This is a genomic window from Halomonas cibimaris (assembly GCF_039537045.1).
Taxonomy (GTDB): domain Bacteria; phylum Pseudomonadota; class Gammaproteobacteria; order Pseudomonadales; family Halomonadaceae; genus Vreelandella; species Vreelandella cibimaris.
This window is the reverse complement of sequence record NZ_BAAAZT010000076.1, coordinates 1-25,072: the sequence shown is the minus strand read 5'-3', so window position 1 is coordinate 25,072 and position 25,072 is coordinate 1. Positions and strand designations below refer to the sequence as shown.

Genomic DNA, 25,072 nt, shown 5'->3' with positions numbered 1-25,072 from the left:
GAGCGTTCCGCTCGGCTTTTTTGCGCCGGTATTGGCCCCGCACCCAGGCCTGCCATGTTACCCGGCGGGCCTGGGTGCGCGTTACTCGCCGCCCAGCGAGGGCAGCAGCAGCGAGATCTGCGGGAAGAGAATAAGCAGTATGGTGGCCAGCAGCATAATCACGATAAACGGCGGCGTGCCGCGAATCACGTCCATATACGGCCGGCGAAATACGGCAATCGCGGTGAAGATGTCACAGCCAAACGGCGGCGTGGCCGAACCGATCGCCGCCTGCAGCGTGACGATAACGCCCACATGTACCGGATCAAGCCCGGTAGAGACAATAAGCGGCTTGAAGATCGGCACCAGAATCAAAATCACCACGATGGGGTCGACGAACATGCAGCCGATGAAAAACGCCGCGGCAATCAGCATCAGCGCCAGCAGCTGGTTATCGCCTATGCCGTCAATCAGCGGGCCCAGCACCTGCTCGGGCACGCCGGCGGTGCCCAGCGTCTGGGAAAACGCCGCGCCGATCGCCACCAGAATGAACACCACCGCGGTGATCATGCCGGTCGACAGCGCCAACCCTCCCAGGTCACGGATGGAAACCTGGCGATAGATGATAACTTCCAGCACCAGCGCGTAGGCCACGGCCACCGCCGAGGCTTCTACCGCGCTGAAAAAGCCGCCGTATATACCGCCGACCACCAGCACCGGAAAGCCCATCGGCAACAGCACTTTGCGAATCGCCGTGGCGCGCTCGGCCCAGCTCGTACGCGTTTCGGGCTCGATACCCTTGAGGCGGGCATCGATGTAGCAGTAAACGGAAAACAGCATCAGGATCATCACGCCGGGAAGCACGCCGGCCAGAAACAGATCACCGATGGATTCCTTCATCACCACGCCGTAGATGATAAAGCCGATGCTCGGCGGAATCAGCAGCGCAATGTCGCTTGCGTTGATGATCAGCGCAAGCGTAAAGCTATCGGTATAGCCCTTGGCCAAAAGCCGCGGGCGCATGGGGCCACCCATGGCCACCACCGTTGCCTGGGTAGACCCTGATACGGCGCCAAACAGCGCACAGGAGGCCGCCGTGGTGATCGGCAAACCGCCGCGAATATGCCGAGTGAAGGCATCCACCACGTCGAGCAGGCGGTTGGCCGTATGCCCTTTGGTCAAGATATCGGCGGCAAAAATAAACATCGGCACCGCCGCCAGCACCCAGCTGCCGACGCCGTTGATCATCCAGCTCACCGCCTGATCCGGCCCGAAAAAGGTCATGTCGGTGAACATCATGTAAAACGTGCCCACCGCCAGCGGCACCATCATCGGGAAGCCCATCAGCAGCAGCACCAGCATTAAAATACCCAGTCCGGCTAGCATGCGCGTATCCTCAGTGTTGTTATTGATTCCATATCGGTTGCCAAACAGCGTGGCAGCAGCTGTCTTCGGTAGACGACCGCCGCGTTACTCTTCCACCGGCGTTTCGGCAAACCCTTCCTTTTCGCGGAAGTTGCGATAGATATCCCCACTGATCATGTTGCGCACGGCGGTCAACACATACTGCACGCCGGCCAGCGAAAAGCCGACGGGCAGCGCGGTGTAGACCATCCACAGCGGAATATGCAGCGATGAACTTGTGCGCCCCCGGTCGTGCAGCGTCGTCACATAGCCCACCGATTGATACGCGAAGTAAAACATCAGTGCCGCGCTGCCAAGGCAAATAATGATCAAAAGCCCTTTGCGTACCCGGCCGCTGAGCTGCTCGTAAATGGCCGACATGCTGATATGGCGTGCATGGCGCGCGGCATAGCTCACGCCAACGAAGGTGATGATGACGATCAGCATTTCGGTCACCTCGTAGGTGCCGGGTATACCGGTTTGAAACACCAGGTTGCTGACCACGTGGGTGCTCATCAAAAGCGCCATGCCCAGGATACAAACGGTAATGATCCATTTCTCCACGGCGCCCAGCGCCGTATCGAGCGCGCTTAGCGCGCGCAGCAGGCCGCTTTGTGACAAGTGTTGCGTTGCAGGCTTATCGGTCATGGAAGCTACCTTCTGGTTTGCCGCCAAAGCGCGGCATCAATGTCGGCAGATGTTTGAAACGGCTGCCGACGGCCACCGTTGGGACATAGCGCGGCAAACACGAAAAATCCTCACTCTACGTTTTAACGGTAGCGTACCCGGGCAGGTGCTTCAACGCGATTGCGCGCCGCAGGCCTCAAGCCCTTCGGCCAATGCCTCCAGCGCTTCACGCTGTGCCGGGGTCAGCGCCATGCCCGGGGCCAGCCAGGAAACGGGCTCTCCTGCGCTCGCTTTGACTACCCCGCCGGGCCTGCAGGCCATGGCCTGCAGCCGGGCAAGCGCCTGCTTTTCCGCCTGCAATTCGGCGTCCTTGAGGGTCTGGCGCAGCCGGGCAAGCGCCGGATCACTGGCCGCCGCCGGCTTCAGCCAGCGGCGGCGCTCGCGCAGCGGGCGAGTATAGTCACGCTGCCAGGCATGAAGGCCATCCAGGTCGCGCTCGGCACAGGCGGCAGGCATCAGGCCGCGTTCGCACAGCCACAAACGCCACAGCAGCACGCACACGTCCATGCCGGCCTCATCCTGCAAAAAGAGCAGGCGGCCGGCCACGCCGGGGCGCGCATAAAAATCCCGCGCAAACGCCCACAGCGCATCCTGCTGAACGCCGGTCAATCGGGTAGAATCGGCCATCATGGTTGCCCTATTCACAAAACACGCCAATCGGTTACGGGAGAACGCATGATCGCACTGCGCGAAGTCGCGCTGCAACGCGGTACGCAAACGCTGTTGGACGGCGCCGAGCTGACCCTGCACGACGGCATCAAGGCCGGCATCATCGGCGCTAACGGCACGGGTAAAACCAGCCTTTTCAAGCTGCTGCTGGGTGAAATCGGCACCGATCAGGGCGAGGTGGTCATCAGCGGCGGCCAGCGCATTGCCCACATGGCCCAGGAAATCCAGGCGCTTGAGCGTTCGATTCTCGACTACGTGCTGGACGGCGATCACGCCCTGCGCCGGGTCGAGGCCGAGCTGGCAGCCGCACAGGCCGCCGCTGATGCCCATCGCGAAGCCGAGCTGCACGGCATGATCGACACCCTCGACGGCTACACCGCCGAGGCCCGGGCCGCCCAGCTGCTGGTGGGGCTGGGGTTTGTTCAGGCTGATCTGGACCGGCCGCTTTCGGACTTTTCCGGCGGCTGGCGCATGCGCGTCAACCTTGCGCGCACGCTGTTCATGCCGTCGGATCTTTTGCTGCTTGACGAACCCACCAACCACCTGGACCTCGACGCCCTTTTGTGGCTGGAACAGTGGCTCAAGCGCTACCCGGGCACGCTGCTGCTGATCTCTCACGACCGCGATTTTTTAGACGCGGTGTGCGATCACATCGTCCACATGCACCATAAAACGGTGGAGCTCTACCGCGGCAACTATTCGCGCTTTGAGCGCACCCGGGCCGAAAAACTCGCCCTGCAGCAGGCCGAAGCTGAAAAACAGCAGGCCCGGCGCGAAGAGATCGAGCGCTTCATCGCCCGTTTCAAGGCCAAGGCCACCAAGGCCCGCCAGGCCCAGAGCCGGGTGAAGATGCTCGAACGCATGGAAGACATCGCCGTGGCCCACGTGGATTCGCCGTTTCACTTCACTCTGCCCGCCGCAGACAAGACCTCCCACCCGCTTTTGGTGCTGGATCAGGCCAGGCTGGGCTACGTCACCGACTCAGGCGAGCGCACCCAGCTTGACCACGTCAACCTCACGCTGCTGCCCGGCAGCCGCATTGGCCTTTTGGGCCCCAACGGCGCGGGCAAGTCCACCCTGATCAAATCACTCACCGGCGAGCTTGCCCTGCTCGGCGGCGAGCGCGTGCCCGGCGAGCACCTGTCCATCGGCTACTTCGCCCAGCACCAGCTCGAAGGGCTGGATACCGGCGCCACGCCGTTTGTTCACGTGCAGCGCCTGTCGCCCACGGCGAGCGATCAGGCCATCCGCAACTTCATCGGCGGCTTTGGCTTTAAAGGCGACGATGCCTTCGCCACCGTGGGCAACTTCTCCGGCGGCGAAAAAGCCCGGCTGGCGCTTGCGCTGATCGCCTGGCAAAAACCCAACCTTTTGCTGCTCGACGAGCCCACCAACCACCTGGATCTGGAAATGCGCGAGGCGCTGACCCAGGCCATCGCCGGCTTTGACGGCACCGTGATCATCGTCTCTCACGACCGCCACCTGCTGCGCGCAAGCGTGGACGACTTCTGGGTCGTCGCCGATCAGCGAGTCGAGCCCTTCGACGGCGATCTGGACGACTATCACGTCTGGCTGAAAACCCGCCTGGACGCCCAGCGCCGGGAGGCCAAACGTAAAAGCCAGAGCGCCAAGGCCGAGCCGGCCCCCCGAGCGGAAACCCGCTCCGAGCCGGCCGCCTCCGCCGGCGCCACCGCCGATGAGCGAAAAGCGGCGCGCAAGGCCGCCGCCGAGGCGCGCGAAAAGCTGCGCCCGCTGAAAAAGCAGCGCGACCGGGCAGAAAAAGCCGTAGAGAAAGAACAGCGCTCGCTGGCCGCGCTGGAACAAACCCTGGCCGACCCTGCACTTTACACCGACGCCGCGCGCAAGGCCGAGCTGGAACAGACGCTGGCCGAGCAGGCCAAGGCCCAGAGCCGGCTCAACGCCGCCGAGCAGGCGTGGCTGGAAGCAGAGGAAGCGCTTGAGAACAGCGGCGCGTAGCGCAACCGCAAGGCAACGTCAGCTTTCCAGCAAAAACGTCACCGGCCCGTCGTTGACCAGCGCCACCTGCATGTTCGCGCCGAACTCGCCGGTGGCCACCGCAAGCGAATGGCGGCGCGCCTGCGCCACCAGATAGTCAAACAGGCGTTCGCCGTCAGCGGGCGGCGCGGCGCTGGAAAAGCTCGGCCGCAGGCCCTTGCGGGTGTCCGCCGCCAGGGTGAACTGCGATACCAGCAAAAGCTCGCCTTCGACCTGCTGCACGTTGCAGTTCATCTTGCCGGCCTCGTCGCTGAACACCCGGTAGTGCAAAAGCTTGTGCAAAAGCTTATCGGCGCTTTGCTCGGTGTCGCCTTTCTCCACGCCGACAAGCGCCAGCAGCCCGCTACCGATAGCGCCTGCCGTGCGGCGTCCGGCTTCATCGTCAATCTCAACGCTTGCGCGGCGCACGCGCTGAATCAATGCTTTCATGGGCCGCTCTCCTTGAGCGAATAGCGCCTACCACCAGGCATGAAAATGATGCACCGGGCCGCAACCCTGGCCCACGTTCAGCCGCTCGCTTGCCTCAAGCGCTGCGTGCAGCCAGCGCTTGGCCTTGCCAATGGCGGCCACGGCGTCGGCGTCCGTGCTGGCGGCCGGCAGGCGGGCAAGGGTGGCGGCAATGGCCGAGGACAGCGAGCAGCCGGTGCCGTGCAGGTTGTGCGTGGCCACCCGCAGCGCGGATAGCCACTCGTAGCGCGCCGGCGTGGCCAGAAGATCCGAGCACTGCTCGCCTTTCAGATGCCCGCCCTTGAGCAGCGCATAGGGCGCGCCCAGCGCCGTCAGCGGCTTCACCAGCGACGCCATTTCCGCGGTCGTCGTGGGCGTGGGCGCATCCAGCAGCACGGCGGCTTCGGGCAGGTTGGGAGTGATCACATCAGCCAGCGGCACCAGCACGTCGCGCACCGCGCGAATGCCGGCATCGTCCACCAGCACATCGCCGCTTTTGGCGACCATCACCGGGTCGAGCACGATCCAGCGCGGGCGGCGCGCACGCAGCGCCTCGGCAATGACTTCGGCCACCTCAAGGCTTGCCACCATGCCGATCTTTACCGCGTCAAGGCGAATGTCATCGAGCACGGCCTCCAGCTGCTGGGCAATAAACGCCGCCGGTACCGGGTGAACGCCGCGCACGCCCTGGGTGTTCTGGGCGGTCAGCGCGGTTATTACGCTGGCGCCGTAGCCGCCCAGCGCCGAAAACGCCTTCAGATCGGCCTGGATGCCGGCACCGCCGGACGGGTCCGACCCGGCAACGGTCAGCACGCGGGGGATGAAAGAGGGGCTAGACATGACGCTCCTTGATGAACAAAGGGACGAAAAAGCAAGGGCGCGAGCCGGCGCTGATCACCGGTCCAGCGGCGCTCAGCCAAGGAGGCAGGGTGGGTCGGGGCATAGCGAAGTCTCGTGGCATTATCAATCGAGGGATCAGGCCCGGGCGTTGCGTATCACATCCAGGCAGGCAAGCGGCAGCGGCAGATCTACCGCGATGGGGAGATGGTCGGAAAACAGATGGTTCAGCACGCGCACCTCGGTTGCCTCCATGCTGCGCGAGACCAGAATATGATCCAGCGCTCGGCGCGGCTGCCAGGCCGGATAGCTTAAAAGCGGCTTGACCGGATGCAGATCCAGAGAGGTGCGAAACCGCTTGTGGGCGTGGATCTGCTCCGGCGTAGTGTTCAGATCCCCCATCACCACCACATGGCGCAGCGGCCGGATGATCTCACTGAGGTAGTCGAACTGGCGGCTGCGCCCGCGCTGGCTGAGTGCCAGATGGGCAACAAAAATGTGCAGCGCTTCGGGCCCTGTGCCGAAACGCGCGTGTATCGCCCCGCGCCCGGGCAGCATACCCGGCAGGCGATGCTCCTCCACGGCGTCCGGCGCCAGCCGCGAAAGCAGCCCGTTGCTGTGCTGGGCCACGCGGCCCAGATTGCGATTGAGCTGCTGATAGTGGTGCGCAAACCCCGCCTGGGCGGCAAGGTATTCCACCTGGTTGACGCTGTTGGAGCGAAAGCTGCCGCCGTCGGCTTCCTGCAGCCCCACTACGTCATAGCGGCTCAGCACCCGGCTCATCAGCGCAAGCCTGCGGGTTCGGTGCGGATGCGGCAGCAAATGCTGCCAGCCCCGCGTGAAATAGTGGTGATACGCCGAGGTCTGGATACCCACCTGAAGGTTGAACGTCAGCAGCCGCAAATGGCCGCTGCTCAACGGTGAGGTGAGAGTATCCGACATGGGTATGACCGCCTGTTTGAGAAAATAACGTTGGCCCGGGCGCCGCTACGCGTCGTCGCTGTCGCTACCGCCGCCTTGCTCTTTTCGCGTGCGCTGGATCAGCGCCTCGGCCACCTTGGGCATGTTGGCAAGGCTGCCGGCGCTTTGCGGCGTAACGACGTAGCGTCCGTCGACCACCAGCGCCGGCACGCCTTTCAGGCGCATGTTGCGCAGCCGAGCGTGGGCCTTGTTGACCTGGGCTTTCACGCCGAAGGAATCAAGCGCCTTGCGAGCCGCGTCCTGGCTGACGCCGTAGTTGGAAAAAAACGCAGCGAGCGTGTCGGTATCGGTCAGTTCACGGCCCTGCTCATGGAGGGCGTCGAAGAAATCTGCGTGCAGCTCGTCTTCGATGCCCAGCGCCTGGGCGGCATAAAACGCCCCGGCATGCACGTTCCAGGCCCCGCCCATGGTGGCCGGCTGCTGCACGACCACAACGTCGTCGGGCAGGGTCGAGTACCACTCGGTCACCGCCGGCTGCAGACGATAGCAGTGCGGGCAGCCGAACCAGAACACCTCGGTCACCTCAATCTGGTCGTCTGCCGCCTGGGTCGTGACCGGCGTTTCCAGCCGCGTGTAGTCCTCACCCTCGGTCAGGGTTTGCGCGCTGACGGCCGCCGACAGGCCCAAGCCTGCCAGCGCCACGATAGCGGATTTGAACATACGCTGATTCTCCTTGAAAAAAGCCGTTCGCCCGCCGTGGCGGCGCGGCCAAGCAATCAGTGCAGGCCCAGCACGTAGTTGGCCACCGCTTCCATATCGCTGTCGCGCATCTTGTCGGCGATGTTGCGCATCACAGCCCCCGGATCGTTGGCACGCTCACCGGCGGCAAAGTCGCTAAGCGTCGAGACCACGTACTGCGGATGCTGGCCGGAAAGCGCCGGATACACCGCGCTGCCGATGCCCTTACCGGTGGGCGTGTGGCAAGCCGCACAGGCGGGAATACCCTGGCTTAGATCCCCCGCCCGGTACAGGTTTTGCCCCCGTTCCAGCATTTCGGAATCGGCGTCGTCGGCCTGGCCGCGGCTGGGCGTCTGCTTGGCGAAGTACGCCGCTACGTCCCAGGCGTCCTGATCGGAATAGTTGTCTACCTGACCGGCCATCTGGGCGACCACGCGATCACCGTCGCGAATATCCATGATCTGTTTGGCCAGATAGGACGCCTGCTGGCCGGCGAGATTGGGGAACATGCCCATCTGGCTTACGCCGCCGTCCCCGTGGCAGGCTGCGCACGCTTGCGCCATCTCCTCGCCTGCCGCCGCGTCGGCATTGGCGGAGAGCTCTGCCGACTGTGCATGAGCGGTGCCCGCGGCACCCATGATAATTGCCAGGCTTGCCAGTAACTTTCTCATTGCGCTTCCATTATCTCGTTGTGTAATCCCGTTGATCGATGGCGAATATGCCCTGGGCGCTCCCCGGAGTCGGCCGTGCACCAAGACGGACGCACAGTGCTAGACTAGCGCCCCGGAGCGCAGGTATAAACTCGCCCGAGTATAACGAATCCCCCAGGCTGCGGGAATGCGCGTTCACGCTGACAACTATCCTAAAACGTGCTGACCGCCGGCGATACGCCTGTGATCGGCGGATTCGTCGCCTGTATCACCACCGCTTGCCGGCTTTTTGCCGGAGACCGTTTCCCAGGACCCACACCATGCCCGCATCGCCCCAGACGCTGAACTACGCCACCGCGCACTTTATGAAAAGCGCCCCGACCCTTGCCCAGTGCCCGCCGGACAGCGGCGCCGAGGTGGCCTTTGCCGGGCGCTCCAACGCCGGCAAGTCCAGCGCCATCAACACCCTGACGCGGCAAAAGGCCCTGGCGCGCACCTCGCGCACGCCCGGGCGCACTCAGCTTATCAACAGCTTTAGCCTGATGGGCAACGATGCCCTGCGGCTAATTGACCTGCCCGGCTACGGCTATGCCAAAGTACCGGAAGCGGTCAAGCGCGAGTGGCAGGCGCACCTTTCCGACTACCTGCGCCGTCGCCAGAGCCTGCGTGGCCTGGTGCTGCTGATGGACGTACGCCATCCGCTTACCGAGTTTGACCAGCTGCTGCTGGAGCTGGCCGACGAGCGTGACCTGGCGGTGCATATTCTGTTGACCAAGGCCGACAAGCTGAAAAAAGGCCCGGCCAAGGCCACCCTGCAAAAAGTCCGCCGCCAGCTGTTTGAATGGGAAGACCTGGTGACAGTGCAGCTGTTTTCGGCGCTGAAAAAAGACGGCCTGGACACGCTTTCCCACCGGCTGGATCAGTGGCTGGGAGCCCACCCGGACGCCATGCTCTAACTAAGGCCGGGCGGGCCGCGCAGCGCCTTTACCTGCCGCGCCTTTCTCGCCACTCAAGCAGCTCCGGCAGCTCTTTGATATGCGCAATGCGCGCCACCCCAGCAGGCAGCGCCCGGTCATCGCGCTCGGACACCCAGGCGGCGTACATGCCAAGCTCGGCGGCCGGAAGAATATCCTCTTCCCAGGAATCGCCTACGTGCATGGCGCGCGCAGGCGCAGCATCAAGGCGCTCAAGCGCGGTAAGAAACGCGCGCGGGTCAGGCTTGGGGATCAGCAGCTCGCCGGCGGCAATCGCCACGGGAAAACGATGCGCAAGCGGCTGACGGGCCAGCTGGATGTTGCCGTTGGTGATCGCCGCCAGCCGATAGCGCCGGCCCAGCGCTTCAAGCAGCGCATCGGCCTCCGGGTGCGGGGTTACGCCCAGGCGCAGGCGGTGAAACTCGTTCATCGCCGCCCCGGCCCACATCAGCGCCGCGCTGCGGTTGAGCCCGCAGGCTTGCAGCTGCTCTTCCAGCGCGCGCAGGCGCAGCCAGGTAAAGTCCCCGCCTCGCTCGGGCACTTCCCGGGCCAGCCGCCGGCGGCGTTCGGCGTAGTCGGCCAAGCCGTTTTCATGGCTCGGCATCCGTTCCGGCTCGCCCCGGGCCCGGCACCAGGCGGCAAGGGCTTCGCGCAGCCAGCGATAGTGGCCGTGCTCGGTGCGCGCCATCACACCGGCGTTGTCCCACAGGGTATCGTCCAGATCAAAGGTCATCGCATCAAGCATGAAACCGGCCTTTTTGCTCAAGTATCGCGCCGCCTCGCCCGGGGGTGGGCGGCGTCGTAGCTTTCTGCCAGGTGCTGCCAGTCCAGCCGGGTATACACCTGGGTGGTGGACAGGTTGGCGTGGCCCAGAAGTTCTTGCACCGCGCGCAGGTCCTGGCTGGACTCCAGCAGGTGGCTGGCGAAGGAGTGGCGCAGCCGGTGGGGGTGCAGGTGCTCGGGCAGGCCGCGCTCAAGGGCAAGACGCGCCAGGCGCTTTTGAATCGCCCGGTGGCCAAGCCGCCCGCCCCGGCGGCTGACAAACAGCGCCGTCTCCCCCGCCGCGGCAAGCTCGCCGCGCACGCGGTACCACGCATCCAGCGCCTCGCCGGCGCGCCGGCCCACCGGCACCTGCCGAGGCTTGCCGCCCTTGCCCAGCACCCGGGCGTGCGTGGCCTTGATATCGCCCGTGTCCAGCGCGGCAAGCTCGGCCAGGCGCAGCCCGGCGGTATAGAAAAGCTCCAGCACCGCCTGGTCGCGCCGCGCCAGCGCCGAGCCGTCGTGAGGGGTGTCGAGAAAGCGCGCCAGCACGTCCACGTCTACCGGGCGCGGCAGATGATCGGGCTGTTTGGGGGTGCGCAGAAGCGTCACCGGGTTATCTGCCAGCAGGCCTTCGGCCACGGCGTACTGACAAAACCGCGACAGCGCCGCACGGCGGCGGGCGAGGCTGCGCGGGGCCAGCCCGCGGGTGCGTTCGGCGGATAAAAAGCCCCGGGCAAGGGCGGTGTCGATCTGTTTGACAGCGCTGGCCTCACGCCGCCGGGCGAACGCTTCGAACGCGGCCAAATCCCGGCGGTAGGCGTCCACGGTCGCCGGGCTTGCGTGCCGGCCAAGGTCGGCCAGAAAGGCTGCGATACCGTCGTTCAGCGACGAGCGGCCTTCCGCCTCGGCGCTCACGTCTTCAGCGCTCATGCCAGGCCTTTTCCACCGGCCCCAGCCGGGTCAGCAGCCGGGCCACCACGTCGCCCAGATACTCGCTGAACTGGGTATCCATGCTCGCACGGTACTGCTCGGCGTCGGGGCTTGCCAGCACGAGATACCCCAGCGTATCGCCGGCGGCAAGCCGGGTAATCGCGCAGGAGCCGGGCTTTTCGGGGGCCGGCGCGTGGGGGATCAGGCGCTTCCAGTCGCTCAGCCCCAGCCGGGCACAGCGGCTGGTGCGGCCGTCGAGCAGCGCGTTGAGCCGGGTGCCGGCGTGGTGATCCAGCACCTGGCGCGGCGGCTGGGGCATGGCCGGTTCGGCGTCGCTGAGCTCGGGGGCGCACCACAGCGCTACCGCCGGGGTGGCAAAGCGCTCGCTCATTTGGGTGGCCAGCGCCTGGGCCAGCGCGTCCCGGTCGGGTGCTTCCAGCAGCACCAGCAGGGTATCGCGCAGCCGCCGGTACTGGCTTTCGGTGTGGCGGGCGGTGTCCAGCAGGTGATCGAGCCGGCCTTCGGCGCGCTCGGCCCGGGTGCGCAAATCCAGCACCAGCCGCTCGAGCAGCGATACCGCGCCGTCGATGTGCGGGTGCGGCACCTTGAGCTGCTGCAACAGCCCCTCGCGGCCGACGAAAAAGTCGGGGTGGCGCGCCAGCCAGAACGCCACCTGATCCGGTTCCAGCGTTTTGCGGGGTTCCGGGGTCCGGGTCATCGCCATATTCTCCCTGTCAAACCAGTAAAGCCCTGCCCGGCCGTCGGGCATGCCCTCAGCGCAGCGCCACGCGGCCGTCGAACACGCGCTCGGCGGGGCCGACCATCACCAGCGACGCGTCAGGGCCGGCCCACTCGACGGACAGCTCGCCGCCGGGCAGCGCCACCGTCACCGGGCTTTTCAAAAGCCCTTGGCGAATGCCGGTGGCTACCGCCGCGCAGGCCCCGGTGCCGCAGGCCCACGTCTCGCCGGTGCCGCGCTCGAATACGCGCAGGCGAATATAGTCCGGCGCGACCACTTCCATAAAGCCGGCGTTGACGTTGCAGGCAAAACGCGGATGCGCCTCGATCAGCGGCCCGAGCTCGGCCACCGGTGCGCTGTCCACGTCGGCCACCTGCAGCACCGCGTGGGGGTTGCCCATGGATACCACGCCGATTTCCAAACGCGCGCCGTCCACCTCCAGCGCGTGCAGCGGCCGGTCGCCCGGGGCGTCAAAGGGCAGCGCCGAGGGCGTAAAGCGCGGCTGGCCCATGTCCACCCGCACCCGGCCGTCGTGCTGCACGGCCAGCATCAGCGGGCCGCCGGCGGTTTCCACGCGGATCTCGCGCTTGTGGGTCAGCCGCTGGTCGCGCACAAAGCGGGCGAAGCAGCGCGCGCCGTTGCCGCAGTTCTCCGCTTCGCTGCCGTCGGCGTTGTAGATGCGGTAGCGAAAGTCCATGTCCGGGTCGCGCGGCGGCTCCACCACCAGCAGCTGGTCAAAGCCGATGCCGAAGCGCCGGTCCGCCAGGCGGCGCACCTGGGCGGCGTCGATGCGGGCGCGCTGGGTGATCAGGTCGATCATCACAAAGTCGTTGCCCAGCCCGTGCATCTTGGTGAAGTGCACAAGCATCAGCGCGACGCTCCGCGCTCGGGCAAAAGCGCCTCGCCGGCCCACAGGTCTTCCATCCGCTCGCGCCGGCGCACCAGGTGGCAGGCGTCGCCGTCGACCATCACCTCGGCCGGGCGCGGGCGGCTGTTGTAGTTCGACGCCATGACAAAGCCGTAGGCCCCGGCCGAGCGCATGGCCAAAAGGTCACCGGCGGCCACGGCCAGTTTGCGCTCCTTGCCCAGAAAGTCGCCGGTTTCACACACCGGCCCGACCACGTCGTACACCGCGGACTCCCGCTCCTTGCGCGCATCCACCGGCACAATGGCTTGCCAGGCATCATAAAGCGCCGGGCGCAGCTGGTCGTTCATGGCGGCATCGACAATGGCGAAGTTTTTGCTTTCGCCGGGCTTTAAAAACGCCACCCGGGTCAGCAGCACGCCGGCGTTGGCGGCGATCGAGCGCCCCGGCTCGAACAGCAGCGTGAGGTTTTCCGCGCCGTCCCAGCGCGCCAGCCGTTCGAGCAGCTGGCGGGCGTAGTCCGACGGGTGCGGCGGGGTTTCGTCGCGGTAGGTCACGCCCAGCCCGCCGCCGAGATCCAGATGCGAAAGCTCGATGCCGTCTTCGCGCAGCCGCTCCATCAGCAGCAGCAAACGGTCGAGGGCGTCGAGAAACGGCGCGGTTTCGGTGAGCTGGGAGCCGATATGGCAATCCAGCCCCACTACGTTCAGGTGGGCAAGCTCAGCGGCCCGGGCGTAGACGGCCGGCGCATCGCCGATGGCAATGCCGAACTTGTTGTCTTTCAGGCCGGTGGAAATGTACGGATGGGTGCCGGCGTCCACGTCGGGGTTGACCCGAAGCGACACCGGTGCGGTAACCCCAAGCTCGCCGGCCACGGCATTGAGCTGCTCAAGCTCCGGGCGAGATTCAACGTTGAAGCACTTGATACCGACTTCCAGAGCGCGCGCAAGCTCGGCGGGCTGCTTGGCCACGCCGGAAAACACCACCTTGGCCGGGTCGCCGCCGGCCTGCAAAACGCGCTCAAGCTCGCCCACCGAGACAATATCAAACCCCGCGCCCAGCCGCGCCAGCACGTTGAGCACCGCCAGGTTGGCGTTGGCCTTGACCGCGTAGCAGATCAGGTGCGGGTGCTCGCCCAGCGCCTGGGTATAGGCGCGGTAGTGGCGCTCCAGAGTGGCGCGGGAATACACGTAGCAGGGCGTGCCGTGCTCTTCGGCAATGCGCGAAAGCGCCACGTTTTCGGCGAACAGCGCGCCGTCTCGGTAATTGAAATGATCCATTGACGTCCTCTTGAGCCCGGGCGGCGGCAGGCAACCGGCCCCGGGACGTGGTTTATTCGCGCTCGGCGGCAGGTGTCTTGTCGGTCGCTGGCTCGGCGGCACCGTCTTCCGGCAGATACAGCGGGCCTTTCTGGCCGCAGCCGGCCAGCATGACAGAAAGGCTCAGCAGCAGCGCGGCAACACTCGGCGCCCTGGCGGTCATGCGCCTCATGTGGTGGCCTTGATTTCGACCAGCGTGGCCCGGGCGCGGGCGGCCGCGGCGCGGACCTGATCCGGCGCGGTACCGCCGATGTGGTTGCGCGCCGCCACCGAGCCCTCAAGCGTCAGCACATCGAACACGTCCGGCTCGATGACGCTGGAAAAGCGCTTGAGCTCGCCCAGGGTCATCTCCGAGAGGTCTTTTTCCTGCTGCAGGCCGTAGGCCACGGACTGGCCGACGATGTCGTGGGCGTCGCGGAAGGCAACCCCCTTGCGTACCAGATAGTCGGCGAGATCGGTGGCGGTGGAAAAGCCCTGGCGGGCGGCTTCAAACATGTGGGCCGCCTTGGGCTCAATGGCCGGCACCATGTCGGCGAACGCCTTGAGGCAGTCGAGCACCGTGGTGGCGGTGTCAAAAAGCGGCTCTTTGTCTTCCTGGTTGTCCTTGTTGTAGGCCAGCGGCTGGGATTTCATCAGCGTCAACAGGCTGACCAGATGGCCGTAGACCCGGCCGGACTTGCCGCGTACCAGCTCCGGCACGTCGGGATTTTTCTTCTGCGGCATGATCGACGAGCCGGTGCAGAACCGGTCCGGCAGATCGATAAAGTCAAACTGGGCGCTGCTCCACAGCACCAGCTCCTCGCTCATCCGCGACATATGCATCAGCAAAATGCTGGCAAAGCCAGCGAATTCGATGGCGAAATCGCGATCGCTCACCGCGTCCAGCGAGTTCTCCGCCGGGCGCTCAAAGCCCAGCAGGTCCGCGGTCACGTGGCGGTCGATGGGATAGGTGGTGCCGGCCAGCGCCGCCGCCCCCAGCGGCAGCACGTTCATCCGCCGGCGGCAGTCGAGCAGACGATCGTGATCCCGGGCGAGCATTTCCTGCCACGCCAGAAGATGGTGGCCGAAGGTCACCGGCTGGGCGGTCTGCAGATGGGTAAAGCCGGGCATGATGGTGTCGGCCTGGCGGTCGGCAAGCTCGACCAGGCCTTCGCGCAGGCGGATCAGCTCGGCTTCGATCGTATCGATGGCGTCGCGCAGATAAAGGCGAATATCGGTGGCCACCTGGTCGTTGCGCGAGCGGCCGGTGTGCAGCTTCTTGCCGGTAATGCCGATTTTTTCGGTCAGCCGCGCTTCGATGTTCATGTGGACGTCTTCCAGCGGCACCGACCAGGCAAACTCGCCGCGCTCGATCTCGTCGCGGATTTCGTTGAGTCCGGTCACGATGGCTTCGCGCTCGTCGCGGCTGAGCACGCCTACCCGGGCCAGCATGGTGGCATGGGCAATGGAGCCCTGAATATCCTGACGGGCCAGGCGCCGGTCAAAGTCGACCGAGGCGGTAAAGCGCTCGACGAAAGCGTCGGTGGGCTCGCTGAAGCGACCGCCCCAGGACTGGTTGGTGGCTTGACTCATGGCAGACGTCCCTTAGATAAGCAGATAAAATCACAGCATCCGTATCGGCGGCACGGCCGGGGCGCCGCCAGCGTGGCATACGGCCACGGTTCACCGGGCAAAACGATACAGCCGGGCAGAGAAAACGATACAGCCGGGCAGAGAATACAGCCGGGCAAAGATAGTATATAGGCAAAGGTATAATAGAGGCTTGCTTGTGTGTACCGGCAGCGCAAAAGTGTACCAGAGTCGTCAGGGCCACGCGCACGCCCGGGCCGCGATTTTTCCTAACCGCTCAGGTGCTTTATGATAGCGCTCATCACCGTTTATATGGCCGCTTGCCGGCCCAAGGGAGAATAACGTGCCATCCATTACCAAGCTGCGTATCGCCACACGCAAAAGCCAACTGGCCATGTGGCAAGCCGAGCATGTGCGCGACCGTCTGATCGCCACCTATCCGGAGCTGGAAGTCGAGCTGGTGGCCATTTCCACCAAGGGCGACAAGATCATCGATACGCCGCTGGCCAAAATCGGCGGCAAGGGGCTGTTCGTCAAGGAGCTGGAAGAGGCCATGCTCGACGGCCGCGCCGACATTGCCGTGCACTCGATGAAAGACGTGCCCATGAGCTTTCCCGAAGGCCTGGGGCTTTCGGTCATTCTCGACGGCTCCGATCCTACCGATGCCTTTGTCTCCAACCACTATCACCGCGTCGACGAGCTGCCCGAAGGCGCCCGAGTGGGCACGGCCAGCCTGCGCCGGGGCCTGCAGCTGCGCGAAGCGCGTCCGGACCTGGAGATTCTCAACCTGCGCGGCAACGTCCAGACCCGTCTGGGCAAGCTCGACGCCGGCGAGTTCGACGCCATTATTCTGGCAAGCTCCGGGCTGATCCGTCTGGGGCTTGAAGCGCGCATCGCGCAGGCGCTGCCGCCGGAAGTCTGCCTGCCCGCCTGCGGCCAGGGGGCGTTGGGCATCGAGTGCCGCCTGCACGACCCGGAAATGATCAGCCTTTTGACCCCGCTTGACGACGCCGACACCGCCACCCGGGTGCGCGCCGAGCGCGCCATGAACACCCGCCTGGACGGCGGCTGCCAGGTACCCATCGGTGGCCACGCGATTCTCGACAAGGACGCCGAAACCCTGTGGCTGCGCGGCCTGGTGGGCAACCCCGAAGGTACCGAGGTGCTGCGCGCCGAAGGCCGGGGCTCCATGCACGAGCCCGAAGCGCTGGGTATTCGCGTGGCCGACGACCTGCTCGACCAGGGCGCCGGCGATATTCTTGCCGACGTATACGGCCGCCAGTGACCATGCAGCCGGTGCTGATCACCCGGCCCGGCGAGCGCGGCGACGCGCTGGCCTGTTCGCTGCGCGAACACGGCCATGCGGTGGAGAAGCTGCCCATCATGGAGCTTGTTCCGCTCATTGAAACGCCCGGCCAGCGCAGCATCTGGCTGAATATCGACCAGTACGGCAAAATCATCGTGGTCAGCCCCTTTGCCGCCCACTGCCTGGCCGAGGCGCTGGATCGCTACTGGCCGCAGCTGCCCGTAGGCATCGGCTACTATAGTGTCGGCACCGCCACCGCCGAGGCGCTGCACGCACGGCTCGGCGTGCGCGTACGTACCCCGCCGCCGGACGCCGGTGAGGACACCAGCGAGGCGCTGCTCACGCTGCCTTCGCTGCGCCGGCTGGACGGCGAAAAAGTCCTGCTGATCGCCGGCGAAGGCGGGCGCATCATGATGACCGAAACGCTGGCCGAGCGCGGCGCCCGGGTGACCCGCAGCGAAGTCTATCGCCGCGAGTACCGCCCACCGCCGGCCGGCGCGCGCCGGCGGCTTGACGCCGGCGATTATCGGGCGCTGATCGTCACCAGCGGCGAAATGCTGCAACATCTGGCACCATGGTGCTCACCGAGCGCCTTGCACCAACCGCTAATCGTGTCCAGCCAACGTTTGGCTACACTGGCTGACACGCTGGGCTTTACCGCCACCACGGTGGCGCCGGGGGCAACACCGCCCGCACTGACCGCCGCGCTCGCGCGCGTTTCCTGACCGGGCGCCGATGTCGACCAAGGATTCTCACAAAGGCTAGCCATACATGAACCAACACGACAACGAGCAAAGCGATGTGCCGAAGGCGGCCGCCAACGCCAAGCGCGACGATGCCGCCGCCGGCAAGGGCAGCAATAAAAGCGGCGCCAAGCCGGCCAAAAACACCAAGCCGCCGGAAAGCGGTGCCAAGCCGGCCAAAAACGCCGGCAGGGCAGCGTCCGGCGCCGACGGTAAAGCCGCCGCCTCGAAGCCCGGCAAGCCACCCGGCGCCGGCAACGCGCCGGCACAAAGCGGCGGTGGCAGCGCTAAAGGCACCGCCGCCATTGTGCTGGCGCTGATCGTCGCCGCGGCCCTGGCGCTGCTGGCCTGGCAGGGCTGGCAGCGGCTGCAAGGCCAGCAGCAGCGCCTTGACACGCTGGCCGCAAGCGTCGACGGCCGCGCCTCCCAGCAGCGCGTTGATGCGCTGGCAGCGCGCCTGGAAAGCGGTGAAAAAGACCGCGATCAGTCGCTTGAAAGCGCCCTGGGCTCGCTACGCAGCGAGTTCTCCGACTACCGCCAAAGCGTGAACAAAACCCTGGATAAAGTGCTCACCCAGCTCTCCCAGGAGCAGGACACCGACGCGCGCGACTGGCTCCACGCCGAGGCCGCCTACCTGCTGCGCCTGGCCAACCAGCGCCTGCAGCTGGAAGGCGACGTACAGGGCGCCGCCGCGCTGCTGCGCTCGGCCGATGCGCGCCTGAAAGATGCCGACAACCCTGCGCTGACCGCGGTACGCCGCGAGATCGCCCGCGATCTGTCCGCGCTACAGGCCGTGCCTGACGTGGACGTAAGCGGGCTTTATCTGGCACTGGATGCCCAGCAGGAGCGCATTCAGACGCTGCGTCTGGATCAGGACGTTGAGGCGCAAAAAGTCGAATCCGGCATGCAGCAAGCCCCCAGCGGCACCTTCCAGCGCCAGCTCGCCCGCTTTGGCCAAGAGCTCAAGGATCTGGTGGTCGTGCGCAAGCACGACGACGCCCTGGAAGCGCTGGTGACCCCCAAGCAAGAGGCCTACCTGCGCCAGAGCCTGCGGCTGATCACCGAGCAGGCCCAGCTGGCCCTGCTCAAGCAGGAAGAAACGCTCTATACCGGCAGCATCGATGACGCGCTTGAATTGATTAACGGCTACTTCGACACCGACCGCGCCGATACCCAAAGCGTGATGGCACGCTTCAAGGAACTCAAGCAAAAGCAGATCACACCGGAACTGCCCGACATCAGCGGCTCCCAGCAAGCCCTTGCCGAGTTCATCGACAAGCGGTTCAACGCGCGCCGCGCCGGCGGAGGTGACGCATGAGAAAGCTCGTATTGCTGATCGTAGCCGGGCTGGCCGTCGGCGCCCTGTTTGGCCATTTGATGATGTCGGTGCCCGGCTACTGGCTGATTCGCGTCGGCGACACCTCGGTGCAGACGTCGTTCTGGTTTGGCCTGGTCGTGCTGCTCGGCGCGTTTATTGCCCTGCACTTTGCGCTGCGCCTGCTCGGCGGCATTGTGCGCCCGGTAGGGCGCTTTCGCCGCTGGAGCGGCCGGGCGCGTAACCGCCGCGCCATGAAACATACCGTGCGCGGACTGGTGGCGCTGACCGAGGGGCGCTGGAAAAAAGCGGAGAAAACCCTTTCCCACGCCGCTGCCGATTCCAGCACGCCGCTGGTCAACCACCTCTCGGCCGCACTCGCCGCGCACTACCAGGGCCGCTACGAAACCTCCCAGGAGCATCTCAACCAGGCCCAGCTCACCACCGACGGCGCCGATGCGGCCATCGGCCTGATGCAGGCCCAGCTGATGATCGACCGTCAGCAGCCCGAGGAAGCCCTGGCGATTCTCAACCGGCTGGATAAAAAGCTTGCCAACCACCCCCAGGTGCTCAAGATGCTCAAGCAGGTGCATCTAAGCGTCAACGACTGGGACGGCCTGCGCCGGCTGATCCCGCGGCTGGCCCGGCAAAAGCTGATTTCCACCGCCGAGCGCGAGCAGCTGGAAAGCCGTGCCTACCGCGAGCTGATTGTTTTCGAGGCCAAAAACCCCGGCGATATCGAGCGCGTGCGCAGCCTCTGGGCCGACATGCCCGACTACCTGCGCGCCAATACCGAGCTGATCGTGCTGTACACCGAAGCACTGGTGCACGCCGGCGAAGACACCATTGCCGAGCGCCTGCTCAGCTACTCGCTGGACCACCACTGGGACGCGCGGCTGGTCAAGCGCTACGGTCTGCTCAACGTCGATCCCCGCCGCCAGCTGGCCAAGGCCGAAGACTGGCTCAAGGAACGCCCCAACGATCCGGAGCTGCTGCTCACCTGCGGGCGGCTTTCGCTGCGCACCGGCGCCTGGGCCAAGGCTCAGGAGTACTTCGAGACCAGCCAGCGCCAGCGCCCCAACGGCATGGTCTGTGCCGAACTGGCGCGGCTCTACGCAAGCCTTGGCGATCACAACAAAAGCCAGCTCTACTACCGCCACAGCGTCGACATGCTGGCCCAGTCGCTACCGTCGCTGCCCCAGCCCAGTGCGGAGCAGCGCAAAGACGACGCGGCCGACAAACAAGACGCCAAGGGCGCAAAAAGCGCCTGATGCCGCCTTGCCGGCTTTGTTTCTACCCTGACGGGCGCCTGCGGGCGCCCTTTTACGTTCGGCCCCGTACGCCGTTCACCGCTTGCAACGCCAAACGACCGCCGTGCTCACCATGACCCGTATCGCCCAGGCCCTGGGCCTGACCCGCCAAGCCGCCGTTTTCGGCGCCAGCACTGCCGCCATGGCGCTGGCGTCTTTTGCCATTGCCTCGCTTTTTCACCTGCCCAACGCCTTCTGGGCGCCCATGGCGGTGTGGATCGTAGCGCAGCCCTCCCGGGGGCTGCTGTTGGAGCGCGGGGTCTACCGCCTGCTGGGTACGCTTGCCGGCGCCGCGGTGGGGTTTGCGCTGCTCGCCGCTCCCCTGCCGCTGGCGCTGGCGCTCGCCCTGCTGGCCGGCTGGGCCGGCGGCTGTGCGGCACTCACCCACCTGACCCGAGCCTCGTTCGGCTACGCCGCGCTCATGGCCGGACTCACGGCAAGCGTGGTGCTGTTGCCCAGTCTCGCCGCCGGCAGCGCCAGCGCGGCCATTGCCCTGGCGCGGGTGGTCTGCACGCTGATCGGCGTTGTCTGTGTGATGGCCATGGGCATGGTTTTGCTCCCCGCGCCGCCCCGGCGCGAGCTGCTCGGCCGAGTCCGCCGCCTGGGCGGCGAGGCGCTCAGGCAGCTGGCCCGGGACGAGTCCCGGCCGGCAGACGATGAGCTGCTTTTGTCCCTGACCCGGCTGGAGCAGCAGCTGGCTCCCAGCCACGCCGGCCCTCTGCGGGGCTCCTCCGGGGCGCAGGTCAGCGGCGCCTTCGTTGCCGCCACGCTAAGCCTGCTGGCCATGGCCCGGCTCACCGGCCGGCAGCCCCTGCCGGCACCGCTCAGAGACGCGCTGGAAAGCGCCGCCGACGCCCTCGACAGGCCTGCCCGGCACGCAAGTGCGAGCGCGGCGCTTGAGCATGCCGCCCGTCAGGCTCAGGCGTTCTCGCCGCGGCTGGCGCGGCTGCTCGACCAGCTGGTCGATGCCGAAAACGCCGCGGCTGCCTGGCTCGAACCGCATCCTTCGCGCCGCCCGCCGCGCATTACCCTGCCCACGCGCCGGGATACCCCTTCGGCGCTGATTGCCGGCGCCGCCGGCGGCGTGGTGACGCTGTTCGCCGGGCTGCTGGTGGCCTATTCGGGGTGGGACAACGCCTGGCTGCCGGCCATGGGGCTATGCACTTTTACCATGGTGCTGTCGAGCATGGACGTGCCCCAGGCGCTTGCACCGCGCATGCTGCAGGGCATTATCGTCGGCGTCAGCCTGGCGGCGGCGTTTCGGCTGTGGCTGATGCCCCACGCCCAGGGGCTCGGGGATATCCTGCTGATGCTGGCCCCCTTCATGCTGTTTGGCGGCCTGGCCCGGGCCAGCCGCATCACCAAAATACCGGCGCTGGACGGCAACATGTGCTTCATGCTCGCCAGCCAGCCGTTTCTGCAGGCCCCCACCGCTTTGGGCAGCGTGCTTCAGGACGCCGGCTCGCTGATCGCCAGCATTGCCCTGGTGGCGCTGGCCTACCGGCTGCTGCCCCGGGACCCCGGGCGCCGCGCCGGCCACCTTGCGTGGGAGATGCTGCGCGACATCGAGCGCCTGTGCGGCCGGCACAACAGCCCGCCGCCGGATGACGGCTGGTACGGGCGCATGTATCGCCGCCTGCTGCGCCTGATGATCCACGTGGGACGGGCACAGGAAAGCGGCAGCGCCGGCCATGCCGGCACGCTGGGAATGCTTAATCTGGCCGACGGTGTGATCCGGCTGCGCACGCTGCTGCAGACCGCGGCCCTCACCGACGCCGAGCATCGAACCGCCCGGCAGCTGCTGGAAGCGCTGCGCCACCTGCGTCGGGCACCCGACGGCGTTACCCGGGCCCTTGCCGAACTGCCGTCGGAGAAGCAAGACTCCGCCCTGGCCGGCCTTGCGGCCCAGCTGCGCCACGCCCTTGACGACACCGCCGCCCTGCGCCGCCGAGCGTTGCGCTTTCAACGCTAGGCGCTGCCGTGTTCGGCCACCACGGCCTGCAGCGCGGCGTAATAGCCCTGGCTGCCGAGCCCCGCGATCACCCCGTCGGCGCGTAACGAGACGTAGGAGTGCTGGCGAAACGCCTCACGCTTGTGCACGTTGGACAGATGCACCTCGATGACCGTGCCGTCAAAGGCGTTGAGCGCGTCCAGAATTGCCACCGACGTGTGGGTATAGGCCGCCGGATTGATGATGATAGCGGCAGTGCCGTCGCTGCGGGCCGCCTGAATAGCGTCGATCAGCTCGCCCTCGTGATTGCTTTGCCGGTGCGTAAGCACCGCGCCGGCCGCCTCGGCCCGACGCTCAAGGGCGCGGTTGACGTCGGCCAGGGTTTCGCTGCCGTAAATCTCCGGCTGGCGCGTGCCCAGCAGGTTCAGGTTGGGGCCGTGCAGTACCAGCACCTTGAGCGAATCCGACATGGTCATTCTCCTTGTAATAGCGGTGGGGACATTCAGGTTTCAACTCCGGGCCAGCCGCTGGCCCAGCCGCGCGGCCGCCAGCCAGCCGGCAACGCTTGCCGCCACGTAGCCCAGCGCAAGCCCCGGCTGTCCGCGCTGCCAGAGCACCACGGCATCCACGCTGAACAGGGAAAAGGTGGTAAAGCCGCCGCAAAAGCCCGTGGTCCAGAAGGCGTGCCAGCGCGCCAGCGCGCCGCCCGGCGACTGCGCAGCCCGGGTGGAGTAGGCGGTCATCAACGCCGCACCGGCCAGATTGACGCCAAGCGTTGCCAACCAAAACGCTGAGCCGATCATCGCCGCCGCTGCCAGCGTGATCGCATAGCGTGCGCCCGCGCCCAGCGCGCTGCCCGCGGCCACGCTCAGATAAAAGCGCAGCGCCGTCATACGCCGCCTCCCAGAGCGACGGCATCGCCCAGCGTATAGCCCAGCGCCGCCAGAACGATACCGCCGCCTGCGCTAAGCGCGAGGTAGGCACACGCCGCCCGGCGGCGGCTTTCCTGCCACAGCGAAAGCGCCTGCTGGGCAAGTGACGACACCGTGGACAGCCCGCCCAGCGCCCCGGTGGCCGCAAAGGCCCAGAAAAGGCCGGCCGCCTGGCTTTGTGCCATGCCGCCGGCCAGCGCCCCCAGCACAAGCGCCGCCGTATAGTTAGCCACAAGCGTCCCCCAGGGCAGGGCGTCGCCCCAGTAGCGCGCCCCCGCCCTGGCCATAAAAGCGCGCAGCGCGCCTCCCAGGGCGCCGCCCGCCATAACGCCCATCAGTAGCGTGGTGCTGAACATACAGACTCCTTGAACGGGCCGGCATTACGCCTTTTGCAAAAGGTTATCCACAAGCAAGACGCGTCTTGACATTCTGTTGATAACTTGTTTAACCCGGCCATATCGATGCGCCCGGGAAAACGGCCCGGCGCTGGCGCCGTTGCCGGTTTTTATACCATGATATATCGGAAAAGCCGGTTTCACGGGCTTTCCACGCAGCCGGCCGGCTGAACGGCAGCGGCGGCGTTGCCGGCTCATCAAGGGCTGGCAGCCTGTGGATAGTTCAGGGGAAAACCCCGGCCTGCTTTGTGTGAGGTGCATAAAATGGCCCATCAACGCGCGTTTTGCCATGCCCAGCTGGTACAGTCTGTACTGATCGGATAAATTGCACGATCTTCGCAGCACGGCGTGTTGGGCGCGTTCGTCTTCAAAACGGATACGCGATCCGCCTTGGGCACCACGCCCATTGCCATAGCGCGGCGACAATAAACGCAATGACGATAGCGCAAGTACGCAAACGCGATTACACAAACGCAATTACGACAACGCATGGAATAACAGGTGATGTATGGCAAAACTCGCTCACGCACAGTGGTCATCGCGCATGACCTTTGTGCTTGCGGCTGCGGGATCGGCCGTAGGCCTTGGGAACATCTGGCGCTTTTCTTACATGGTCGGGGAAAACGGCGGCGCTGCCTTCGTGCTGGTCTATCTGGCCTGCGTAGCGCTGGTCGGCCTGCCGATACTGGTCGCAGAATGGCTGATTGGCCGCCGGGGGCAGAAAAACCCCATTGACACCATGGCCGAGCAGGCACGCCAGAACGGCAAGCCTGCCGCCTGGCTGGGAATCGGCGTCAGCGGGGTGCTGGCCGCCTTTCTGATTCTATCGTTTTATAGCGTCATCGGCGGCTGGTCGCTCAACTATACGCTGGGCTCGGTGATTGGCACCTTCAGCGGCGGCGACGCAGACAGCATCGGCGGTATGTTCAGCGCCATGCTGGCAAGCCCGGGAGAGCTATTGGGCTGGCACACCGCCTTTATGGTGCTGGTCATCGCCATCGTCGCCCGGGGCGTCACCAAGGGCCTGGAAAGCGCTGTGCGCTCGATGATGCCGGCGCTGGTGATTCTCATGCTGGTGCTGGTGGGCTACGGCATGACCACCGGGCACTTCGGCGAGGCCGTGGCGTTCATGTTCCGCCCTGACTGGAGCGCGCTGAGCGGCGGGGTGGTGCTGGCCGCCATGGGCCAGGCGTTTTTCACCCTGTCGCTGGGCATGGGCATCATGATGGCCTACGGCTCCTACCTGGGCCAGGACGTCAATTTGATCAGCACCGCGCGCACGGTGATCATCCTCGATACCGTGATTGCCCTGCTCGCCGGGCTTGCCATCTTTCCTATCGTATTTGCCAACGGGCTGAGCCCGGGCGAAGGGCCGGGGCTTATTTTTGTCACCCTGCCGCTGGCGTTTGGCAACATGGCCGGCGGCACCGTGCTGGGGCTGATCTTCTTTTTGCTGCTGACCTTTGCCGCGCTGACCTCGGCGATTTCGCTGCTTGAACCTACCGTCGAAGTAACTATTCAGGTGGCGTCGGGTGAGACTCGCCAACCCGCTGTTCCTTCAGGCATAGTACCGTCATTCGACTCCCCCACCCAGCAGGCAACATGACCATCAGA

25 protein-coding genes and 1 pseudogene are annotated in these 25,072 nt (G+C 65.9%); 8 read left to right on the top strand and 18 right to left on the bottom strand.

What is annotated here, in order from left to right:
• Positions 1-81: 81 nt before the first annotated feature.
• From ABD654_RS10455 to ABD654_RS10445, 3 genes are all read right to left on the bottom strand, one after another.
• A complete protein-coding gene (locus ABD654_RS10455; protein WP_344704829.1) occupies positions 82-1,365 on the bottom strand; it encodes a TRAP transporter large permease in 1,284 nt (427 codons plus the stop codon).
• A gap of 84 nt (positions 1,366-1,449) precedes the next feature.
• A complete protein-coding gene (locus ABD654_RS10450; protein ID WP_344704828.1) occupies positions 1,450-2,031 on the bottom strand; it encodes a TRAP transporter small permease in 582 nt (193 codons plus the stop codon).
• 150 nt (positions 2,032-2,181) lie between these two features.
• On the bottom strand, positions 2,182-2,697 hold the full coding sequence (locus ABD654_RS10445; RefSeq protein WP_344704827.1) for a TIGR02444 family protein: 516 nt from the start codon (positions 2,695-2,697) through the stop codon (positions 2,182-2,184).
• Between the two features lie 48 nt (positions 2,698-2,745).
• Between ABD654_RS10445 and ABD654_RS10440 the strand changes: the two genes are divergently transcribed.
• Positions 2,746-4,716, top strand: coding sequence for an ABC-F family ATP-binding cassette domain-containing protein (locus ABD654_RS10440; protein ID WP_344704826.1), 1,971 nt, complete (start codon positions 2,746-2,748; stop codon positions 4,714-4,716).
• An 18-nt stretch (positions 4,717-4,734) separates the two neighbouring features.
• Here the strand turns inward: ABD654_RS10440 and dtd are convergent, their stop codons facing one another.
• The 5 genes from dtd to ABD654_RS10415 form a co-directional block, all read right to left on the bottom strand.
• Complete coding sequence (dtd, locus tag ABD654_RS10435; protein WP_344704825.1) at positions 4,735-5,184, bottom strand: D-aminoacyl-tRNA deacylase; 450 nt, start codon at positions 5,182-5,184, stop codon at positions 4,735-4,737.
• A gap of 27 nt (positions 5,185-5,211) precedes the next feature.
• Entirely contained in the window at positions 5,212-6,042 is an 831-nt protein-coding gene (gene thiD / locus ABD654_RS10430) for a bifunctional hydroxymethylpyrimidine kinase/phosphomethylpyrimidine kinase (RefSeq protein ID WP_344704824.1), read from the bottom strand.
• A gap of 135 nt (positions 6,043-6,177) precedes the next feature.
• A complete protein-coding gene (locus tag ABD654_RS10425; RefSeq protein WP_344704823.1) occupies positions 6,178-6,981 on the bottom strand; it encodes an endonuclease/exonuclease/phosphatase family protein in 804 nt (267 codons plus the stop codon).
• 45 nt (positions 6,982-7,026) lie between these two features.
• Complete coding sequence (locus ABD654_RS10420; RefSeq protein ID WP_344704822.1) at positions 7,027-7,680, bottom strand: thiol:disulfide interchange protein DsbA/DsbL; 654 nt, start codon at positions 7,678-7,680, stop codon at positions 7,027-7,029.
• A gap of 56 nt (positions 7,681-7,736) precedes the next feature.
• Positions 7,737-8,369, bottom strand: a complete 633-nt coding sequence (locus tag ABD654_RS10415) for a c-type cytochrome (RefSeq protein WP_344704821.1) — start codon at positions 8,367-8,369, stop codon at positions 7,737-7,739.
• A 299-nt stretch (positions 8,370-8,668) separates the two neighbouring features.
• Here ABD654_RS10415 and yihA point away from each other — a divergent pair, with 299 nt between their 5' ends.
• Entirely contained in the window at positions 8,669-9,304 is a 636-nt protein-coding gene (yihA, locus tag ABD654_RS10410) for a ribosome biogenesis GTP-binding protein YihA/YsxC (RefSeq protein ID WP_344704820.1), read from the top strand.
• 28 nt (positions 9,305-9,332) lie between these two features.
• Here the strand turns inward: yihA and ABD654_RS10405 are convergent, their stop codons facing one another.
• The 7 genes from ABD654_RS10405 to argH are packed head-to-tail and all read right to left on the bottom strand — an operon-like array spanning position 9,333 to position 15,509.
• Positions 9,333-10,067, bottom strand: coding sequence for an HAD family hydrolase (locus ABD654_RS10405; protein WP_344704819.1), 735 nt, complete (start codon positions 10,065-10,067; stop codon positions 9,333-9,335).
• A gap of 17 nt (positions 10,068-10,084) precedes the next feature.
• Positions 10,085-11,014: a tyrosine recombinase XerC gene (locus ABD654_RS10400; RefSeq protein ID WP_344704818.1), complete on the bottom strand. Its 930-nt coding sequence runs from the start codon at positions 11,012-11,014 to the stop codon at positions 10,085-10,087.
• On the bottom strand, positions 11,004-11,732 hold the full coding sequence (locus ABD654_RS10395) for a DUF484 family protein (protein WP_344704817.1): 729 nt from the start codon (positions 11,730-11,732) through the stop codon (positions 11,004-11,006). The genes ABD654_RS10400 and ABD654_RS10395 overlap by 11 nt, the downstream gene beginning before the upstream one ends.
• Before the next feature lie 55 nt (positions 11,733-11,787).
• The gene (gene dapF, locus ABD654_RS10390) at positions 11,788-12,621 is read right to left on the bottom strand and encodes a diaminopimelate epimerase (protein ID WP_344704816.1); all 834 of its coding nucleotides are present in this window, start codon (positions 12,619-12,621) and stop codon (positions 11,788-11,790) included.
• Positions 12,621-13,898 carry a diaminopimelate decarboxylase gene (lysA, locus tag ABD654_RS10385; RefSeq protein ID WP_344704815.1) on the bottom strand — a complete coding sequence of 426 codons (1,278 nt, stop codon included), beginning with the start codon at positions 13,896-13,898 and terminating at the stop codon, positions 12,621-12,623. The genes dapF and lysA overlap by 1 nt, the downstream gene beginning before the upstream one ends.
• A 52-nt stretch (positions 13,899-13,950) precedes the next feature.
• Positions 13,951-14,109 (bottom strand): LPS translocon maturation chaperone LptM, encoded by a 159-nt coding sequence (gene lptM, locus ABD654_RS10380; RefSeq protein WP_344704814.1) that lies wholly within the window; start codon positions 14,107-14,109, stop codon positions 13,951-13,953.
• The gene (argH, locus tag ABD654_RS10375) at positions 14,106-15,509 is read right to left on the bottom strand and encodes an argininosuccinate lyase (RefSeq protein ID WP_344704813.1); all 1,404 of its coding nucleotides are present in this window, start codon (positions 15,507-15,509) and stop codon (positions 14,106-14,108) included. The genes lptM and argH overlap by 4 nt, the downstream gene beginning before the upstream one ends.
• Before the next feature lie 340 nt (positions 15,510-15,849).
• Between argH and hemC the strand changes: the two genes are divergently transcribed.
• The 5 genes from hemC (at position 15,850) to ABD654_RS10350 (ending at position 22,152) form a co-directional block, all read left to right on the top strand.
• The gene (gene hemC / locus ABD654_RS10370) at positions 15,850-16,791 is read left to right on the top strand and encodes a hydroxymethylbilane synthase (RefSeq protein ID WP_344704812.1); all 942 of its coding nucleotides are present in this window, start codon (positions 15,850-15,852) and stop codon (positions 16,789-16,791) included.
• Between the two features lie 2 nt (positions 16,792-16,793).
• A complete protein-coding gene (locus ABD654_RS10365; protein ID WP_344704811.1) occupies positions 16,794-17,537 on the top strand; it encodes a uroporphyrinogen-III synthase in 744 nt (247 codons plus the stop codon).
• A gap of 46 nt (positions 17,538-17,583) precedes the next feature.
• Complete coding sequence (locus tag ABD654_RS10360; protein ID WP_344704810.1) at positions 17,584-18,873, top strand: uroporphyrinogen-III C-methyltransferase; 1,290 nt, start codon at positions 17,584-17,586, stop codon at positions 18,871-18,873.
• Entirely contained in the window at positions 18,870-20,141 is a 1,272-nt protein-coding gene (locus tag ABD654_RS10355) for a heme biosynthesis HemY N-terminal domain-containing protein (RefSeq protein WP_344704809.1), read from the top strand. The genes ABD654_RS10360 and ABD654_RS10355 overlap by 4 nt, the downstream gene beginning before the upstream one ends.
• A gap of 112 nt (positions 20,142-20,253) precedes the next feature.
• Positions 20,254-22,152 (top strand): FUSC family protein, encoded by a 1,899-nt coding sequence (locus ABD654_RS10350; RefSeq protein WP_344704937.1) that lies wholly within the window; start codon positions 20,254-20,256, stop codon positions 22,150-22,152.
• On the opposite strand, the gene aroQ is transcribed toward ABD654_RS10350, so the two are convergent.
• The 3 genes from aroQ to ABD654_RS10335 are packed head-to-tail and all read right to left on the bottom strand — an operon-like array spanning position 22,149 to position 23,419.
• Positions 22,149-22,601, bottom strand: coding sequence for a type II 3-dehydroquinate dehydratase (aroQ, locus tag ABD654_RS10345; protein WP_344704808.1), 453 nt, complete (start codon positions 22,599-22,601; stop codon positions 22,149-22,151). The genes ABD654_RS10350 and aroQ overlap by 4 nt on opposite strands.
• Positions 22,602-22,640: 39 nt before the next feature.
• Positions 22,641-23,024, bottom strand: coding sequence for a fluoride efflux transporter FluC (locus ABD654_RS10340; protein ID WP_344704807.1), 384 nt, complete (start codon positions 23,022-23,024; stop codon positions 22,641-22,643).
• Positions 23,021-23,419 (bottom strand): fluoride efflux transporter FluC, encoded by a 399-nt coding sequence (locus tag ABD654_RS10335; RefSeq protein WP_344704806.1) that lies wholly within the window; start codon positions 23,417-23,419, stop codon positions 23,021-23,023. Before ABD654_RS10335 ends, ABD654_RS10340 begins: the two co-directional genes overlap by 4 nt.
• Before the next feature lie 547 nt (positions 23,420-23,966).
• On the opposite strand from ABD654_RS10335, the pseudogene ABD654_RS10330 reads away from it, so the two are divergent.
• A pseudogene (locus ABD654_RS10330) lies at positions 23,967-24,971 on the top strand (sodium-dependent transporter); the annotation flags it as partial.
• Between the last annotated feature and the right edge of the window lie 101 nt (positions 24,972-25,072).